A 21,758-nucleotide genomic window follows, 5' to 3' on the forward strand; every position below is an offset into this window, starting at 1 on the left:
CTTAATATTATTCTAAGTCAGTACATACCCACATTAAAATATGGGTATGCACTCAGTTACGACTAAAATTTCATGTCATCGAGCTAATGCACTTTGAAATAAACCGCCCCCCTGAACCCCTAAGCATAGAAAAATGGTCTCCACCGATAGAGTAACTTTTCCATGTACTCGCCTTGAATGTATGTTCTAAATATTCATGGTATGTATTGCTGTTCATTGAACTATCGCCTGCAAATATCATGGTAAGAGCCCCTTCATAAACAATAGGGATATAATTTCTAAATAGACTTGCTTGATACAAGTACAAATTTTTAAGGTGTTCTGGAAAATCAGATTTTTGAATATCTAATAACTTAACTCGGCTAAACTTGTGCTGTTCAAAATACGTATCTAACATCACCGTTTTTACACTGATATCCAAAGAGTGTAAGTGATTGGCCAGCTCAAGTGCTAACACTCCCCCATACGAGTGACCAACTAAAATAAGCTCTTTGCATTGCTGTAATTGTAACTCCTCCGCATAGGCTTTAACCGCAACTTCAATGGACGAAAATGGTTCTTCATTATTACGAAGGCCAAGGTGATGTACCACGCTAACGTTAAGCTTTTGATCTAATAAATAATTCATAACATCTTCAAAATCTCGTTCAGTACTTGCAATACCAGGTATTAATATTACATGGCTGTCTGCCTCTGCGTGATTATGAATAGTCCTAATTAATTCCCTTTCTTTATTTTGCTTACATTTTGCAATTAGCTTTAATTGCGCTTGTATTGACATCGCTTTAAACAATTGTGCAATGTCAATATGCACCTCATAATTTAACTCAATCTCTGATACGAGCTTTATTATCAAAAGTGAGTGTCCACCTAATTCAAAAAAGTTTGCTGTCACACTAATGGTGTCTGCTTCTAGCTTAAGTAGTTTTGACCATATACGAACGAGTGTATGCTCCACTTCAGTATTAGGTGCTATATATTCACTGTTTAATACATCATCTCCCGGTATAGGTAGCGCTTTTTTATCAATTTTCCCATTCGGTGTTAAAGGCCAATTAGATACCTCTAATAAGACACTTGGCACCATATGATCTGGCAGCACAGCTGAAACATCAGCTTTTACTTCTCGCATAAATGCTACTTGCTCTGCCTCACCAATTGTCTTTTTTGGCTTTATATATCCAACCAACTGCTGACTGCCTGCTAACTCTTTTACCACCACCAAAGCGGACTCAACCCCAGCCAGTTCTGTGAGTTGCGCTTCAATTTCTCCTAACTCAATCCTAAATCCGCGGATCTTTACTTGGTCATCTGCACGGCCAATAAACTCTAGATTGCCATCTGGTAAATAGCGGACTAAGTCACCTGTGCGATACAAACGCGATGAACTATGAGGCATTGCAGCATCAAAATACGGGTTATCAATGAATCTCTCAGCCGTTAGTGTCGGACGATTCAAATACCCTCTCGCTAACCCCTCCCCCCCCAAATAAAGCTCGCCTATTATTCCCTTTGGAACCAACTCTGAATCTTTACTTAGTACTAAAAACTGCGTATTGTCAACCGCTTGACCTATCGAGGTAACTTCCGAAGCTCTAGCTTTCCATACCGAACTACATATAGACACTTCAGTTGGGCCGTATGCATTGTAGAATTGCACATTACGACCTATCCATCTCTCGATTAAGCCATGCGAACATTGCTCACCACCTACAATAACATGTGTAACTCGGTCGACTTTTCTCTCATCAATCAATTCTAACATTGATGGCGTCATCATGATGTGAGTGACATCACTGTAATTTGACAACTCACTTTCAAAATCAAACGAGCTTGCTAATCGTAATGCTGAACCCGAAGATAGCGACAGCCATACAACCCATGTAGCAGCGTCAAAACCAATTGAGGTAGATTGATAAAACGTTGAACTTGTTTGCAATTCAAATGCTCTCGCATTGTGCGATATTGTATTCATAACGCCACTATGTTCAATCATTACACCTTTAGGTTGCCCTGTAGATCCTGATGTATAAATTACGTACGCCAAATGACTCGATGTGAGGCCCAATTGTGACTTAGCTAACCCTACCTTACTATAATCTTCATACTCATGCCCTGCCTCTAACGCAACAAGATTACCGCTATACCCTGCTAAAGCTTGGACTCCCTCTCCCTGCGTCAATATCACATCCAGCGCTGCATCTTCTATCATGTAGCTAAGACGCTCTTGCGGATAACTTGGGTCCAGTGGCACATACGCCCCCCCCGCCTTCAAAATACCCAATATCCCTATCACCATCTCTAGCGAACGCTCTACACATATCCCCACCAATCTGTCTGGCTTCACTCCTTGCTTCTCAACCAAGTAATGCGCCAACTGATTCGCTCGCGAATTCAACTCGCCATAGGTTAATTGCGTATCTTCAAATACCACTGCCACACTATCTGGATTATCCTGTGCTTGTTGTTCAAATAACTCATGAATACATAGCTCTTTTGGATAGGTCACTCCCGTATCATTAAGCTCTGTCACTAAATGATATTCTTCTGCACTGGATAGCATCGCTAAACTGTGTGGCGCTGCTGTCCCTTCACCCACTTCCGCTAAGCTCGTTAAGAGTCGGCATAAATGTGTATTCAAACGCGAGACCATTTGTTCATCAAACACACTGATATCATACGTCCAGGTCAGTCCTACCCCTTCATCGCTCATGCTCAAGTTAATATCTAAATCAAATTTCGCTGTCACTGCCCCACTGTCATATCCTTCCAATGCCAGTCCCGGTAAAGAGCTTACTTCCTCCGCTGCGCTCAAACCATAATCTGTGCTCGTCGTCAGCATGATTTGGAATAAAGGACTATGTGCTCCTCCTCGAGGGACTTTTAATCTATCTACTAACTGCTCAAAAGGCACATCTTGGTTTGACTGCGCCTCCAAATGCACTTGCCTTATATGCTTAAAGTATTCTGCCAACGTCTCATGGGCTGTATCTGCTCGCAACACGAGCGTATTAACGAAAAACCCGATAAGCGGCGACAGTGCTTCTTGCAACCTATTTGCAACAGGCGTGCCTATGACAATATCATGGCTATTGCTATGTCTTGACAACAGTAACGATAACGCACCATGTAATAACATGAATGGAGTTAATTGATGTTGTTTCGCTAATGCTTGCAATTGTTGGCTAACATTGGCGGATAAACTCCCCTTCACAACAGCACCAATATGCTGTTTGATCGCAGGACGTGGATAACTCAGTGGCAAACCATGAACCCCTGGTACGTCTGCTAGTTGCTGCTCCCAATACAGTAATTGCTTATCTAACTCCCCACCGACTAAATGTTCCCGTTGCCAATGCGCATAATCCGCATACTGGATAGCCAATGCCGGTAATGGACTCGCTTTGCCTGCACTAAATGCGTCATATAATGCAAAGAACTCTTGGCTCAATACATCCATCGACCACCCATCTGATGCAATATGGTGCATATTAAATAACAATACCCCAGAGTCTGACGACGTATGGATATAATTTACCCTCATCATCACATCGTCAGCTAAATCAAACGGCGTAACAAACTCTTGCTCAACTAATGCCCGTACCGCGTGTTGCTGTGCCTCTCCTTGCAAATGACACACATCTTCTTGCATCACTGTCACTGAGACGTCTGACATCTCTTTTATCACCTGCTGCGCCTGGCCATCAACCTCGATATACACACTTCTGAGCACTTCATGACGCGATACTATTTCCGTGATAACACGGTTTATCAAATCAATATCCAGTTGCCCCTGTACCGTTAACGCCATAGGCATATTATATTCAGGTGAGCCCCCTTGTAACTTATCAATAAACCACAAGCGCTGCTGTGAAAATGACACCGGCTCACTCCCTTCCGAGCGGGTAACCGCGACTAAAGGCGCGTGTATCGTATTACCTTGTGCAGCATCTACCGCTTCAGCCAAAGCCATTAAGCTCGCTGTATCAAAGACCGTTTGCACTGGCAGCTCTATTGAGAGCTGCTGACGGATCGCTGCTATTAAACGAATACTTAAGAGTGAATGTCCTCCCAATTCAAAGAAGTTCGCGGTACGACTGATATGCGCCGCGTCTATCGTCAGTAATTCTGACCAAATAGCTGCCAACGCATGCTCGGTTGCTGACTCAGGTGCCACAAACGCGCCTTGTAATACACTGCTGTCTGGTTCTGGCAAAGCCTTTTTATCTACTTTACCATTCGGCGTTAAGGGCCACTGTGTGATCACCTGTAATACACTCGGCACCATATACTCAGGCAAGGTTGTTTTTAACGAGGTTTTCAGCGCATTCACATAGGTACTGTGTGCAGACTCATCCATCACTTCGTCTGGCTTGATATATCCAATAAGCTGTAGGCTTCCCGCTAATTCTTTGGCCACCACTAAAGCTGAATCGACTCCAGTTTGCTGCGCCAGCTGTGATTCAACTTCACCCAGTTCAATCCTAAAGCCGCGGATCTTAACTTGGTCATCTGCACGGCCAATGAACTCTAAGTTACCATCCGGTAAATAGCGCACCAAGTCTCCGGTTTTATATAAACGCGGTGAACTATGCGCGCCCTTGGCATCATAGAATGGGTTTTCAATAAAACGCTCTGCGGTTAGTTCTGGACGATTTAAATAGCCTCGCGCCAAGCCATCACCACCCACATATAATTCACCAACGGTCCCAAATGGGCATAACTGCTGCATTGGACTCATAATGTATAGTTCATCACTAGATAATGCTTTACCTATAGGTACAAACTCACTTGTGTACTGACCTGCAAACTTATACGTTGTTGAAAAGGTAGTATTCTCGGTTGGCCCATAGCCATTAATTAACAATAACTCCGGCATATTTCGCTGCACTTCTCTCACAGCAGCCAGATCCAACACATCTCCCCCTGCCAATAATTGCTTCAATGCTCGGGGCTTCGAGCCATACATAGCCCACTCTCTAAAGAAACCAGCCGTTAACCATAAGCTATTCACACTATGCTTATCTAACTCTGCGTTTAATAAATCTATCGACAATCTAACATATGGATAAAGAACACATTGCCCACCATTTAGCAATGGCCCCCATAACTCCAAAGTAGCAGCATCAAATGCCGTATTAGCACATTGCATCATCACTGTGCGCTCATTGAGCTCCATGAACCCTTGATTTATCACTAACCTGGCCACACCAATGTGCGGTGTTAATACCCCTTTTGGTTTGCCCGTCGAGCCCGATGTATAAATCACATAAGCCAGGTTACTTGATGCCAACCCCAATGCAGCTGTACAAAGCGCCGAGCTAGAATAACTTGAATACAAAGCCGGCATATTTAGTGCAACTACCTCACCCGTATACGCTTTTAGCACATCTGATGTGGCTTCATGATTGAGTACAACCTCCAACTGTGCATCTTCTATCATATAGCTCAGACGCTCTTGCGGATAACTTGGGTCCAGTGGCACATACGCACCCCCCGCCTTCAAAATACCCAATATCCCTATCACCATCTCTAGCGAACGCTCTACACATATCCCCACCAATGTGTCTGGCTTAACATTATGCTTCTCAACCAAATAGTGCGCTAACTGATTCGCTTGCGAATTCAACTCGCCATAGGTTAATTGCGTATCTTCAAATACCACTGCCACACTATCTGGATTATCCTGTGCTTGTTGTTCAAATAACTCATGAATACATAGCTCTTTTGGATAGGTCACTCCCGTATCATTAAGCTCTGTCACTAAATGATATTCTTCTGCACTGGATAGCATCGCTAAACTGTGTGGCGCTGCTGTCCCTTCACCCACTTCCGCTAAGCTCGTTAAGAGTCGGCATAAATGTGTATTCAAACGCGAGACCATTTGTTCATCAAACACACTGATATCATACGTCCAGGTCAGTCCTACCCCTTCATCGCTCATGCTCAAGTTAATATCTAAATCAAATTTCGCTGTCACTGCCCCACTGTCATATCCTTCCAATGCCAGTCCCGGTAAAGAGCTTACTTCCTCCGCTGCGCTCAAACCATAATCTGTGCTCGTCGTCAGCATGATTTGGAATAAAGGACTATGTGCTCCTCCTCGAGGGACTTTTAATCTATCTACTAACTGCTCAAAAGGCACATCTTGGTTTGACTGCGCTCCTATATGCACTTGTCTTATATGCTGAAAGTATTCTGCCAACGTCTCATGATCGGTCTCTGCGCGCAATACGAGTGTATTCACAAAAAAACCAATCAAAGGCGCTAATTCCGACTGTGTTCTATTCGCTACAGGCGTTCCCACCACAATATCTGAACTATTACTGTGTCTAGCTAACAGCAAAGATAATGCACCATGTAATAGCATAAATGGCGTCAACTTATGCTGCTTCGCCACCACTTGCAGCTGTTTCGCAACCTCTGCTGGTAAACCGCCTGTCACCACCGAGCCTATATGTTGTTTTATCGCAGGACGTGGATAGCTCAGTGGCAAACCATGAACCCCTGGTACGTCTGCTAGTTGCTGCTCCCAATACAGTAATTGCTTATCTAACTCCCCACCGACTAAATGTTCCCGTTGCCAATGCGCATAATCCGCATACTGGATAGCCAATGCCGGTAATGGACTCGCTTTGCCTGCACTAAATGCGTCATATAATGCAAAGAACTCTTGGCTCAATACATCCATCGACCACCCATCTGATGCAATATGGTGCATATTAAATAACAATACCCCAGAGTCTGACGACGTATGGATATAATTTACCCTCATCATCGCATCGTCAGCTAAATCAAACGGCGTAACAAACTCTTGCTCAACTAATGCCCGTACCGCGTGTTGCTGTGCCTCTCCTTGCAAATGACACACATCTTCTTGCATCACTGTCACTGAGACGTCTGACATCTCTTTTATCACCTGCTGCGCCTGGCCATCAACCTCGATATACACACTTCTGAGCACTTCATGACGCGATACTATTTCCGTGATAACACGGTTTATCAAATCAATATCCAGTTGCCCCTGTACCGTTAACGCCATAGGCATATTATATTCAGGTGAGCCCCCTTGTAACTTATCAATAAACCACAAGCGCTGCTGTGAAAATGACACCGGCTCACTCCCTTCCGAGCGGGTAACCGCGACTAAAGGCGCGTGTATCGTATTACCTTGTGCAGCATCTACCGCTTCAGCCAAAGCCATTAAGCTCGCTGTATCAAAGACCGTTTGCACTGGCAGCTCTATTGAGAGCTGCTGACGGATCGCTGCTATTAAACGAATACTTAAGAGTGAATGTCCTCCCAATTCAAAGAAGTTCGCAGTACGACTGATATGCGCCGCGTCTATCGTCAGTAATTCTGACCAAATAGCTGCCAACACATGCTCGGTTGCTGACTCAGGTGCCACAAACGCGCCTTGTAATACACTGCTGTCTGGTTCTGGCAAAGCCTTTTTATCTACTTTACCATTCGGCGTTAAGGGCCACTGTGTGATCACCTGTAATACACTCGGCACCATATACTCAGGCAAGGTTGTTTTTAACGAGGTTTTCAGCGCATTCACATAGGTACTGTGTGCAGACTCATCCATCACTTCGTCTGGCTTGATATATCCAATAAGCTGTAGGCTTCCCGCTAATTCTTTGGCCACCACTAAAGCTGAATCGACTCCAGTTTGCTGCGCCAGCTGTGATTCAACTTCTCCCAGTTCAATCCTAAAGCCGCGGATCTTTACTTGATCATCTGCACGACCAATGAATTCTAAATTCCCATCAGGTAAGTAACGCACTAAATCACCAGTACGATATAACCGCGATGAGCTACTTTCTAATTTCGAATCATAAAATGGATTATCAACAAAGCGCTCAGCAGTGAGGTCTGGGCGATTTAGATACCCTCGCGCTAAACCAACCCCCCCGATATACAGCTCTCCAACTGTTCCATTAGGTTGTAGCTCCCCCTTTTCAGATAAAATGTAAGCTTGGCTGTTAGATATAACCTTGCCAACAGATATAGCCACATGAGGGGTAGCTTGCCACATAGAGCAACAAATAGACGTTTCAGTTGGCCCGTAGGCGTTATAAAACCGTACTTTTCGTTCTAACCATTTATGTACTAATTCAGATGAACATGCTTCACCGCCGACAATAACATGACTCACGCCTGTATGCTTTTCAGGTGTGATCAACTCTAACATTGAAGGCGTCATCATAATATGTGTTACATCATTATAATGTAGCAGCTCTTCTTCATAATCATTAGAGTCCGCTAGCCTCACGGTTCCACCTGATTGCAGCGTCAACCATAGCACCCAAGTCGCGGCATCAAACCCAATTGAAGTTGATTGATAAAAGACTGAATGCTCCGCTAACTCCATCTGCAATATATTGTCTGAAAGCGTATTTTGTACACCTCGATGCTCAACCATTACCCCTTTTGGTTTACCTGTAGAACCAGAGGTATAAATCACATACGCTAAATTCGCAGACGTTAAGCCCTGAGCGACTCTATTTAACCTACCAGAGCTATAATGCGTATATACCTCTGGAGAATCTAATAACACTACGTTACCACTGAACTCACCCAATGCATTTACTGCTGATGACTGGCTAAGCACAACCTCCAACTTTGCGTCATCAATCATGTAACTAAGGCGTTCTTGCGGATAACTTGGGTCCAGCGGCACATATGCACCTCCAGCTTTTAGTATACCTAAAATACCAACAACCATTTCCAGTGAACGATCTAAACATAGACCAACGAGTTTATCTGGGCTAACTCCTTGCTTCTCAACCAAGTAATGCGCCAACTGATTCGCTCGCGAATTCAACTCACCATAGGTTAAGTGCGTATCTTCAAATACCACTGCCACACTATCTGGATTATCCTGTGCTTGTTGTTCAAATAACTCATGAATACATAGCTCTTTTGGATAGGTCACTCCCGTATCATTAAGCTCTGTCACTAAATGATATTCTTCTGCACTGGATAGCATCGCTAAACTGTGTGGCGCTGCTGTCCCTTCACCCACTTCCGCTAAGCTCGTTAAGAGTCGGCATAAATGTGTATTCAAACGAACGATGCTTTCTTCATCAAATAAACCCACATCGTATGTCCAGCTTATCCCAACGCCTTCATCCGTCATGCTCAGGCCAACATTTAAGTCAAACTTCGCTTGCACTGTCTCTGATTCATACGTTTGTAACTCCACCCCAGGTAAAGCGACCTTCCGTTCCTTCCTTTCAACAACGCCATAATCTGTGCTCATAGTCATCATGATTTGAAATAATGGACTATGCATCGCACTGCGCGGCACCTTCAAACGCTCAACTAACTGCTCAAAAGGCACATCTTGGTTTGACTGCGCCTCCAAATGCACTTGCCTTATATGCTTAAAGTATTCTGCCAACGTCTCATGGGCTGTATCTGCTCGCAACACGAGCGTATTAACGAAAAACCCGATAAGCGGCGACAGTGCTTCTTGCAACCTATTTGCAACAGGCGTGCCTATGACAATATCATGGCTATTGCTATGTCTTGACAACAGTAACGATAACGCACCATGTAATAACATGAATGGAGTTAATTGATGTTGTTTCGCTAATGCTTGCAATTGTTGGCTAACATTGGCGGATAAACTCCCCTTCACAACAGCACCAATATGCTGTTTGATCGCAGGACGTGGATAGCTCAGTGGCAAACCATGAACCCCTGGTACGTCTTCTAGTTGCTGCTCCCAATACAGTAATTGCTTATCTAACTCCCCACCGACTAAATGTTCCCGTTGCCAATGCGCATAATCCGCATACTGGATAGCCAATGCCGGTAATGGACTCGCTTTGCCTGCACTAAATGCGTCATATAATGCAAAGAACTCTTGGCTCAATACATCCATCGACCACCCATCTGATGCAATATGGTGCATATTAAATAACAATACCCCAGAGTCTGACGACGTATGGATATAATTTACCCTCATCATCGCATCGTCAGCTAAATCAAACGGCGTAACAAACTCTTGCTCAACTAATGCCCGTACCGCGTGTTGCTGTGCCTCTCCTTGCAAATGACACACATCTTCTTGCATCACTGTCACTGAGACGTCTGACATCTCTTTTATCACCTGCTGCGCCTGGCCATCAACCTCGATATACACACTTCTGAGCACTTCATGACGCGATACTATTTCCGTGATAACACGGTTTATCAAATCAATATCCAGTTGCCCCTGTACCGTTAACGCCATAGGCATATTATATTCAGGTGAGCCCCCTTGTAACTTATCAATAAACCACAAGCGCTGCTGTGAAAATGACACCGGCTCACTCCCTTCCGAGCGGGTAACCGCGACTAAAGGCGCGTGTATCGTATTACCTTGTGCAGCATCTACCGCTTCAGCCAAAGCCATTAAGCTCGCTGTATCAAAGACCGTTTGCACTGGCAGCTCTATTGAGAGCTGCTGACGGATCGCTGCTATTAAACGAATACTTAAGAGTGAATGTCCTCCCAATTCAAAGAAGTTCGCAGTACGACTGATATGCGCCGCGTCTATCGTCAGTAATTCTGACCAAATAGCTGCCAACGCATGCTCGGTTGCTGACTCAGGTGCCACAAACGCGCCTTGTAATACACTGCTGTCTGGTTCTGGCAAAGCCTTTTTATCTACTTTACCATTCGGCGTTAAGGGCCACTGTGTGATCACCTGTAATACACTCGGCACCATATACTCAGGCAAGGTTGTTTTTAACGAGGTTTTCAGCGCATTCACATAGGTACTGTGTGCAGACTCATCCATCACTTCGTCTGGCTTGATATATCCAATAAGCTGTAGGCTTCCCGCTAATTCTTTGGCCACCACTAAAGCTGAATCGACTCCAGTTTGCTGCGCCAGCTGTGATTCAACTTCACCCAGTTCAATCCTAAAGCCGCGGATCTTAACTTGGTCATCTGTACGACCAATGAATTCTAAATTTCCATCCGGTAAATAGCGAACCAAGTCTCCCGTACGATATAATCTTTTTGAACTATGTGGGTCATATTCATCAAAATAAGGGTTATCAATAAACCGCTCTGCGGTTAAGGTCGGCTGATTTAAATAACCTCGGGCTAAACCATCCCCCCCTAAATACAACTCACCCGCTGAACCGTACGGTACAAGCCCTCGACACGCATCGTCACTTAACACATATGAGCGCATATACGATAAAGGCTTGCCAATATGAACCTCTTTACCACTGACATGTGCCATCGTACTGTTCACTGTACATTCGGTTGGCCCGTACACATTACGGATCTCTATCCCTTCAGCGGTATAACCTGCCAAACGTTGCCATAATGCTTGACTTATCGCTTCCCCTCCCACCAATAAATGTGGTGGTGTAAAATCGTGCCATGTATCAAGCCAGAATTGCAGAACACTCGGCGTGCAATCGAGTAATTCTATATAGTGTGATTGAATATAGTCTTGCAATCGCTCTGGTTGCGTTTTGATGACTTCAGGCACCACGATTAATGTTCTGCCTGAGAATAAACACACGAGCCCCTGTAAGGACGCATCAAAAACATAGCTGGCCCCCCAACCAAACCGTGTCACACCGGCAAACCAATCAGACATTTCATGCATGAGAGCTTGCGCACTACGATGCTCGATCATCACCCCTTTGGGCTTACCTGTCGAACCCGATGTATAAATCACATACGCTAAATTACTCGATATAAGCCCTAGCGCTGATTTACACAATTCGGCAGGGCTATAATGTGCATACAATTCTGATGAATCGAGTGAGATTACTGTGCCTCTAAACTCACCCAATACGCGAACTACACTCTCGTGACTGAGCACAACCTCGAGCCCCGCATCTTCTATCATATAGCTAAGACGCTCTTGCGGATAACTTGGGTCCAGTGGCACATACGCACCCCCCGCCTTCAAAATACCCAATATCCCTATCACCATCTCTAGCGAACGCTCTACACATATCCCCACCAATGTGTCTGGCTTAACATTATGCTTCTCAACCAAATAGTGCGCTAACTGATTCGCTTGCGAATTCAACTCGCCATAGGTTAATTGCGTATCTTCAAATACCACTGCCACACTATCTGGATTATCCTGTGCTTGTTGTTCAAATAACTCATGAATACATAGCTCTTTTGGATAGGTCACTCCCGTATCATTAAGCTCTGTCACTAAATGATATTCTTCTGCACTGGATAGCATCGCTAAACTGTGTGGCGCTGCTGTCCCTTCACCCACTTCCGCTAAGCTCGTTAAGAGTCGGCATAAATGTGTATTCAAACGCGAGACCATTTGTTCATCAAACACACTGATATCATACGTCCAGGTCAGTCCTACCCCTTCATCGCTCATGCTCAAGTTAATATCTAAATCAAATTTCGCTGTCACTGCCCCACTGTCATATCCTTCCAATGCCAGTCCCGGTAAAGAGCTTACTTCCTCCGCTGCGCTCAAACCATAATCTGTGCTCGTCGTCAGCATGATTTGGAATAAAGGACTATGTGCTCCTCCTCGAGGGACTTTTAATCTATCTACTAACTGCTCAAAAGGCACATCTTGGTTTGACTGCGCCTCCAAATGCACTTGCCTTATATGCTTAAAGTATTCTGCCAACGTCTCATGGGCTGTATCTGCTCGCAACACGAGCGTATTAACGAAAAACCCGATAAGCGGCGACAGTGCTTCTTGCAACCTATTTGCAACAGGCGTGCCTATGACAATATCATGGCTATTGCTATGTCTTGACAACAGTAACGATAACGCACCATGTAATAACATGAATGGAGTTAATTGATGTTGTTTCGCTAATGCTTGCAATTGTTGGCTAACATTGGCGGATAAACTCCCCTTCACAACAGCACCAATATGCTGTTTGATCGCAGGACGTGGATAACTCAGTGGCAAACCATGAACCCCTGGTACGTCTTCTAATTGCTGCTCCCAGTAGCTCAGCTGCCCTTCCAATTTTTCCTTTTGGAACGTCTCCCTCTGCCAATGTGCATAATCTGCATATTGAATTTCTAACTCGGCAAGCTGGCTATCTCCCCCTTCAATCAAAGACGTATACAAAGTAAAAAACTCTTTAGTTAATATTTCCATTGACCATCCATCTGTCGCAATATGATGTAAGTTCAATAGAATAACGCCAGAGTCCTCAGTTCGATCTTGATACAAAAACACACACAAACGAACCATTAAGTCTGATGATAAATCAAATGGCTTAACCACCTCAGCCTCAATAATAGACGTTAAGTTATGCCTATCAATATATTTCTTTTCAAGGTGAATATCACAAGGTGGATTAATACATTGATAAGGTATGCCATCTTGCTCATGATAAGTTGTTCTTAATATTTCATGTCTATCAATAATCATAGACAAAACTCTTTTCAAAATATCGAACTGAACTGCCCCTCGAAAATGAAATAGAGCTGGTCGATTATACTCTGAGCTATCACCTTGTAGCTGATCTATTAACCAAAGCCTTTCTTGCGAAAAAGACAAACGCACCTGCAGATCTGTGGGTCTTTTAGTAATCATTAACGAGTTTTTATTGCTTGCACTATTTACTCGAAGTAAAAAATCTTTTAGCTCATTTTTATTAAGTAGAAGCTGCTTCTTTAACTCAGGAGTAATTGACTTAGGTATATTAGCTTTGAGCCTATCCTCTTCTATTTTAAAAATTACACCTGCTTGTTTCAACTCATCTAATAATTTTTTTAATTTCAAAGAACCGCCTCATTTTACTAACTTAATTATTTATAACAGCTAAGCACTCAATCATTGTGCATTAACAAATAAAAACTCTCTCGTTTACTGCTTATAGCAAACTAATAATATTTTAAAGACTGATTTTAAACTAAATCTAGTTGTCATTTCTTCTATAACTGCCGGAAGATAAAATTTGAATTAATCAGTAATATTTTGAAACATATCACCCATTGCAACGCCGATTTTTCGCTTACCTTCAAATTCGTCTCGAGCGTGCGCTATCAACATATTATCTAACATTAATATATCTCCTTGCTGCCAATCGAACCTTATCGCATGTTTGTCATAACAAGCGTTTACCTCTTCTAACACTTCATCGGGAATTTTAGTGCCATCACCGAATAATACATTACGAGGTAATTTATTCTCACCATACATCTCTACCAACATCTCTCTTACTGATGGGTCTAAATACGAAGGGTGGTGCAACTGAACTTGATTAAAAAAAGATAACTCGTTAGTTTTTGGGTGATTCACTATTGCCGGTGCTAAATTGCTGGTTTGCAAAACATCATTAGCAAACCACTCAAATTGTGTACCACTGTTGTTGCAAATTTTTTCTACTTCAGCTTTACAGTCCGTCTTATAAAAGTCACTCCAGTGAACATCTAATCGCTTTCTAAACGTTCTGATATATTTTAAACCCTTTTCTTTAAACATCCCTTTCACCATAGGTGATAAGTCTTCATATACTTTCCGACAATCAACAATTGGAGTATGCCCACCAACCTTTGAAGGGTGTTCGCAAAAAAACCATTGCTTTTGTGGCCATATATTCAAATGAGATGATTCATTGTGAAACAATATTTTCATATTGTCAGGGTATGGCGTTGACTTATATATTTTTTTACTTCCGTCTGCTTTTGGTAAATCCCCATAATCTCCTTTTAAATTTTCAAACAGTCCTTGAACAAACCCTTCAAAAGCCGGTACATCCGGTATATCAAAACCTCGAAATAATATGCCTGCATGCTCATCTAGTAAAGTGAGAACTTCTTGTTTATTTTCCTTTGCCCAACTAGTGACATCTTGCTTTGAATCTATCGCTTCAACTTGTATTGGTAACTTACTTTCATTGATAAAACCCAAATTAACCATATGCATAACAAAACTCCTTAATAAATATTAACCATATGACCCTTTACTTGGGCCATATGATTACGATATTCCCCATTTCTATAATTCAAGCTCTTCCATATCTTCAACATCGAGCTCACTAGCCGTATCCAACCTAAAAGAAGAGATAAAACTAGAAATCTCTCTCAAGCTAAGCGTTCGAATAAAATCACTCATCGTCAACTCAACAGAGAATACATTACGTACCTGTGTAAAAAGCCTAACAATTAACAGTGAATGTCCTCCTTGATCGAATAGATTTCTTTCTATGCACACTTCGTCAACAGAAGATCCCGATAACTTCGACCAAATAGCAACCAATTCCCTTTCAACTTCTGTATGTGCGACTACCACGCTCTGCCGCCTGCTATCATCACTATAGTTTGATAAAGCTTTTTTATCTATCTTCCCGTTCGGGGTTAGCGGCCATTCTTCCACCAATACGATACTGCTAGGTACCATATAGTATGGTAGTAATGCTTTTAGTCTTTTAAATATCCTATCTGTAAACTCAAAAGCATGGACTTCAATCGTCTCACATGTGAGATACTCTTGTGAAGACTTAACATACGCAACAAGGTATTTATCACCAACATTGTTCTCTTTTACGATAATAACTGTCGAGTCCACCTCCACCTGTTGTGTAAGATGGTACTCCAAATCCCCTAACTCAATTCTATAGCCTAGAACTTTAACTTGATCATCGCTACGCCCGATAAATTCTAAATTTCCATCCGTTGCAAAACGCACTAAATCACCCGTTTTATATAAACGTGTATCTGTGATGCCATTGGCTGTTTTAGAAAAGGGGCTTTCTATAAAGCGTTCTGTGCTCAACGCAGCATTATTTAAATAACCTTTCGCTAAACCATTACCACCAATGTATAGTTCACCAATTACTCCCTTAGGCAACAATCGCAGTCTATCATCCAAAACATAAGCCTGCGCATTCGGCATTACTCTACCAATAGGCAACTCATCTGGCAACCTTTCGATATGAGCTGTTACATCATAAATAATACATCCCACCGTAGATTCTGAAGGCCCATAATGGTTATAAATCTGACTATTTGGAAATTGTACTTGTAACCTTTTTGCCAGCGAACTTTCGAATCGTTCTCCACCAATCACAAATACATGGCCGTTAAGACAAATTTCATCACCCAGCAATACTAGCATACCCTCTACATGTTTGGGTGTCATTCTTAATAATTGATTCCCTTTTTGACGAATTTCCTTACTTAAGTCTGGCAAAACATTATTTTGCGTTAATAACTTTACTATATTGCCGCTCAAAAGCGGTAAATATAAGCTCGGGACACCTATATCAAACGCATGAGACGTCACCAGTAAAGAACCCGACATCTTCATTCGATCATAATAATGAGTTAGTCCATAGTTTAAGTAATCCATCAAGCTCGCATGACAGATCTCAACTCCTTTTGGTTTCCCTGTAGAGCCCGATGTGTAAATGATATATGCGACATTATCTAGAGATACTTTCAGATTAAGAGGGTTATCACTATATTGTTCTAACCAACGATGCTCTTTCAAACACTTATCAACTATGAGCACCTTAACAACTTCTTGTGGAATAAAACTTACTAAAGAACTGTTAACTAACACTATTTTTGGTTTCGCATCTGCAATTATTTGCGCATTTCTATCTTCCGTATTTCTTGGCTCAAAAGGTATATATGCTGCACCCACTTTCAGAACAGCTAAAAAACATACCAATAAATGAGTAGAGCGCTCATAACAAACCCCAACACAATCTCCAATACCAACACCTTCACGGACTAAATACTGAGCTAGTTTATTGGATGCTTTATCCAACTCTTGATAACTCATGGACTCACCAGCGGATATTATAGCTGTATTATATGGTGACAGTTGAGCCTGGTAAGAAATTAACTCATGCACACATTTGTCTTGCGCATACTCGACTGTATTACTATTAACCTCATGAATAAGATATTCACTCTCACTACTTGATAATATGGTTAGATCATCCATTTTAAATTCTGTATTATCAATATGCTCAGCATATTCACAAAGCACTCGCTGAAGTTGGTCATTCAATCGTTCGATCGTTGTCTGATTAAATAGCCCCACGTCATAAATCCACTTCAATCCTATTCCTTGTTCACTGATATTCAAGCTTATATTTAAATCAAACTTCGCATGAACTGTATCCGGCTGTAACGAATGAAATTCAACACCTGGCAAATTAAACAACGCTTGTTGCTCAGCGCTATTTACGCCATAATTTGTATTAGTGGTTAACAGAATTTGAAACAATGGCGTATGCCCTGCTCCCCTTGGTATATTTAACTTTTCAACTAGTTGCTCGAATGGTACATCCTGATGTGACAAAGCACCTAAATGAACATTTCGCACCGCAGCAAAGAAATCATCTAACGTTTCATAATCTGTATTAACTCTTAAAACCAATGTATTTGTGAAAAAGCCAATGAGCGGATCCAACTCACTTTGCAACCTATTTGCGATAGGCGTACCTACCACAATATCGTGAGAGTTACTATTTAGCGAAAGTACGACAGCTAATGCACTATGCAGTAACATAAACGGAGTTAGTTGCTGTTGATTTGCTAATTTTAATAATGTCTTCGCAATATTGCTTGGTAACTCAGCGGTAACGATACCACCTTCATACCCTTTAACAGGCGGCCTCTTTTTATCTAACTGTAAACCATGTAACGGTGGTACCTCCTCCAACTGCCTTTGCCAGTAATCTAGTTGTGACTCCAGCATGCCATCTTGTATAAACTTTTTTTGCCAAATAGCATAATCAGCATACTGGATCTCCAAGTTTGGTAGAGTAATGCTCTTCTTTTCTAATAACGACTGATAAATAGTAAAAAACTCTTGGATCAAGACTTCGGTTGACCAACCATCAGAAGCAATATGATGCATATTAAGCATCAATAACCCTTCGGAGACAGAATTACTGTACTCATTAGCTTTCTTCAGGCAAACATAAGCCCCTCGGATCATTAAGTCTTTACGCAAATCAAATGGAGAATTCAACTCCTCACCTATCAATGACTTACATATCTCTCCGCGTTCTTTTTCTGGCAAGTTTGATAAATCATGTGACCCCAAAACAAACTGAAATTCATTACGAATTTTTTGATAGTGTATATCTGAGTCTACGATATATACCGTCCGTAATACTTCATGTCGTGCAATCACTGCATTTAGAGTTTTTTCAACCAATTTAATATCTAAGTCGCCTGAAACTTTTAAAATCGTTGGCATATTGTACTCTGGAGAAGCTCCTTGCATTTGATCCACCAATAATATGCGTTGCTGCGCAAATGATAGCTCAGCTATACCATTCTCACGTTCTACTGGTATAACTTCAGGACGGCTTGTGGTGCAATGCTTTATCTCTATTTCCTTTGCTAACTCTTGTAAAATCGGTGTGGCAAATACAGCCGTAACTTCAAGCTCCATATTAAGTAGTTCACGTATTTTCGACGATAAACGCATTGCAAGTAGGGAATGACCACCTAATTCAAAGAAATTAGCCGCTTTACTTATTTTACCTGCATCGATCCCTAATAGCTCAGACCAAACTCTAGATAATAATAACTCAACGTCAGTTTCAGGTGCGATATATTCACCATGTAATTTACCTTCATCAGGTAACGGTAATGCACGACGGTTTACTTTTCCATTCGGCGTCAACGGCCAACCTTCAACTACTTGAATTAAGTTGGGGATCATATAATCAGGCAGTTTAATTGCCATATTTTTTTGTACTTGTAATGCGAAGTCTGTTTGTGCTAATTCATCAACTGCATGATTCAACTTAATGTACCCTATCAATTGCTGATTACCGGCTATCGTTTTCACCATTGCAACGGCAGAATCAACACCAGCTTGCGTTGCCAGTTGTAATTCCACTTCACCCAACTCAACTCTGAAGCCCCGGATTTTTACTTGATCGTCTTCTCGGCCTAAAAATTCTATATTGCCATCTTCAACATATCTCACTAAGTCACCAGTTCGATATAGATACTCTGACCCGCCATCACAATAGAATGGGTTTTTTATAAAATGCTTCGCGGTTAATTCTTCTCTATTTAAATAGCCTCTGGCTAAACCGTCACCACCTATATATAATTCCCCTACTGACCCCTTAGGTATAAGGTTCTGTCGTGAATCCAAAATAAGCAATTGGTTATTAATATTAGCTTTACCTATCGGCACAGGCTTTTCACAATCATCATCATTAGAAGTAACATAAGTCGCGGCGGTAATCGTTGTCTCCGTAGGTCCGTAAGTATTAATGAGCTGCGTATCACTTCCCAAACAGTGGTAATGATTACTCACTGTTGACGCAGTCAAAGTTTCCCCACCCACAATGACGGTCTTTAGCGATGAAGCTTTGCATACTTGCCTATCACAAACTAACTGAGCCCAAAAAGCAGTTGGTAAACTCACTATTGAGACCGAATAACGTTCACAAAAACGAATAAAACTCTGTAGGCTATTTCGGCATTCTGAATCACTTAGTACTAGACTGGCTCCTAAGGTAAGTGAACCAAAGAATTCCTCAACAAATATATCGAAGCAAATATTTGAGAACTGCAGAATTACATCATCAGAACTCATTGCATATGCTTCTTGCATATGCAATTGATAGTTTAATAAAGATAAATGCTCGATCATCACTCCCTTTGGTTTACCCGTTGACCCGGACGTGTAAATGACATAAGCCAAATTCTTTGACGTTAAGCCCTGTTGTGATCTTTCCAACCCCACCTTACTATAAGACGCATATACATCCCCAGCTTCTAATCCAATTAGGGATCCCGTATGCCCCGCTAAAGCTTCTGCCCCCAAACCTTGCGTCAGCACTACATCCAGCGCCGCATCTTCCATAATATATGCGAGTCGCTCTTTTGGATAACTCGGATCCATTGGCACATATGCCCCCCCAGCCTTTAAAATCCCTAATATCCCTATCACCATCTCTAAAGACCGCTCGGTACATAACCCCACCAATGTGTCTGGCTTTATTTGATGCTGCTCTACTAAGTAATGTGCTAACTGGTTCGAGCGCTCATTCAAAGCTTTATAAGTCAATTGCTCCCCCTGAAATACTACTGCCACATTGTCCGGGTTCTCGATGGCTTGCTGCTCAAACAACTCATGAATACACAACTCCTTGGGGTATGCCACCCTTGTGTCATTAAGCTCTGTGAGTAAATGATGTTGATCCGTTTCAGAGAGCATCATTAAAGTATCTAGAGACTCGCTCTCTTCTGCAACCTCACTTAAGGCTGTCAACAAATGGCATAAATGTGCATTTAATCGGGTGATTTTATCCTCGCTAAATAAACACTTATCATATATCCAGTTAATCTTTATTCCAGATGTACCGATACTAAAATGCACCTCCAGTTCAAATTTAGCCAATATTGATTCAGATTGATAAGGCGCTAATTGTACACCTGATAAATCAAGCGTATCTATATCCCCACTATCAACCCCATTATTTGTATCTGCTGTAAGCATAATCTGGAACAATGGACTATGAACGTTACTCCTTGGCACCTTTAAACGTTCAACCAGTTGCTCAAATGGTACATCTTGATTCGATTGAGCACCTAAGTGTACTTGTCTAACATGGGCAAAATAATCAGCCAAATTCTCATGTGCTGTATCCACTCTCAAAACGAGCGTATTAACAAAAAAGCCAATGAGGGAAGACAGCTTTTTTTCTAATCGGTTCGCTATTGGCGTACCTATTACTATATCATTGCTATCACTATACTGTGATAGTAACAACGACAAAGCCCCATGCAACAGCATAAATGGTGTCAATTGATATTCACTCGCTTTATCTTGCAGTGCCTTACTAATAGTCTTCGGTAAACTTCCTATTAGTTTAGCTCCTTGGCGCCCATTAGTTTCACTTCGAGACGATTCTAATTGTAACCCATGTACATGAGGAATATCATACAGTTGCTTTTCCCAATAGCTAATTTGAGACTCCAAGGCTTCCCCTTTCAGCCAGCCCCGCTGCCAAGTCGCGTAATCTGAATACTGTATATCTAGCGCTGGCAAGGGGTTCGCAATCCCCTCACTAAACGACCGATATAAAGTAACAAACTCCCTTAATAGAATATCTTTAGACCAACCATCAAATGCGATGTGATGCACATTAAATAGTAGTACGCCTTCATTACTATTATTAACCGAAGTATCTTCATGGGCTAATTGAATATAACTTACCCGTAACATCAAATCAGACTCTAAATTAAAGGGCTGTTTCGCATTATTTATCACTAACGCTTGTAGAGCCTTACTTTTATCATTGCCATTTAAAGAAGATAAATCATGCTGAGTAATTGCAAAGTTTACAAACGGCATAATATGCTGAATCGTGGAACCTCTTTCTTCAACGTAAATAGTTCGGAGTATTTCATGTCGCTCAATAATTATATTTAATACTTTTTCAACCAAAGCAATATTTAAATGGCCAATCACTGAAAAGGCAGCGGAAATATTATAATCAACCGTTCCTTGATGTAACTTATCAATAAACCATAAGCGCTGTTGAGCAAAGGACATAGCAGCTTTATCTAAACTTAACTTCTCTATTTTAGGTAACTTTTTTTGATGCTCAGTCTCGTTACTCTCGCAACTTAGAAAATCAACTATCTCTTGTTTCTGATCTTTAATCAAGGCTGAAACTTCGGTCGTGATCGCACCTTTTTTGGCCTTACTTTTGAGTTTACCGTCAACTAGATAGAACTGGATTCCTAAACGTTCAAGCTTTTCTATAGTGCTTCTTACATTACTCATTATTTTCTCT

Annotated in this window: 3 protein-coding genes; all 3 read right to left on the bottom strand. The window is 41.8% G+C overall.

The window, feature by feature from the left end; translation table 11 throughout:
* Positions 1–70: 70 nt before the first annotated feature.
* The gene (locus PCIT_RS17065) at positions 71–13,747 is read right to left on the bottom strand and encodes a non-ribosomal peptide synthetase (protein ID WP_192992822.1); all 13,677 of its coding nucleotides are present in this window, start codon (positions 13,745–13,747) and stop codon (positions 71–73) included.
* 180 nt (positions 13,748–13,927) lie between these two features.
* Positions 13,928–14,893 carry a TauD/TfdA family dioxygenase gene (locus tag PCIT_RS17070; protein WP_010366010.1) on the bottom strand — a complete coding sequence of 322 codons (966 nt, stop codon included), beginning with the start codon at positions 14,891–14,893 and terminating at the stop codon, positions 13,928–13,930.
* Between the two features lie 72 nt (positions 14,894–14,965).
* Complete coding sequence (locus PCIT_RS17075; RefSeq protein WP_010366008.1) at positions 14,966–21,748, bottom strand: non-ribosomal peptide synthetase; 6,783 nt, start codon at positions 21,746–21,748, stop codon at positions 14,966–14,968.
* Positions 21,749–21,758 lie beyond the last annotated feature (10 nt).

The sequence above is a fragment of the Pseudoalteromonas citrea genome (assembly GCF_000238375.3).
Classification (GTDB): Bacteria; Pseudomonadota; Gammaproteobacteria; order Enterobacterales; family Alteromonadaceae; genus Pseudoalteromonas; species Pseudoalteromonas citrea.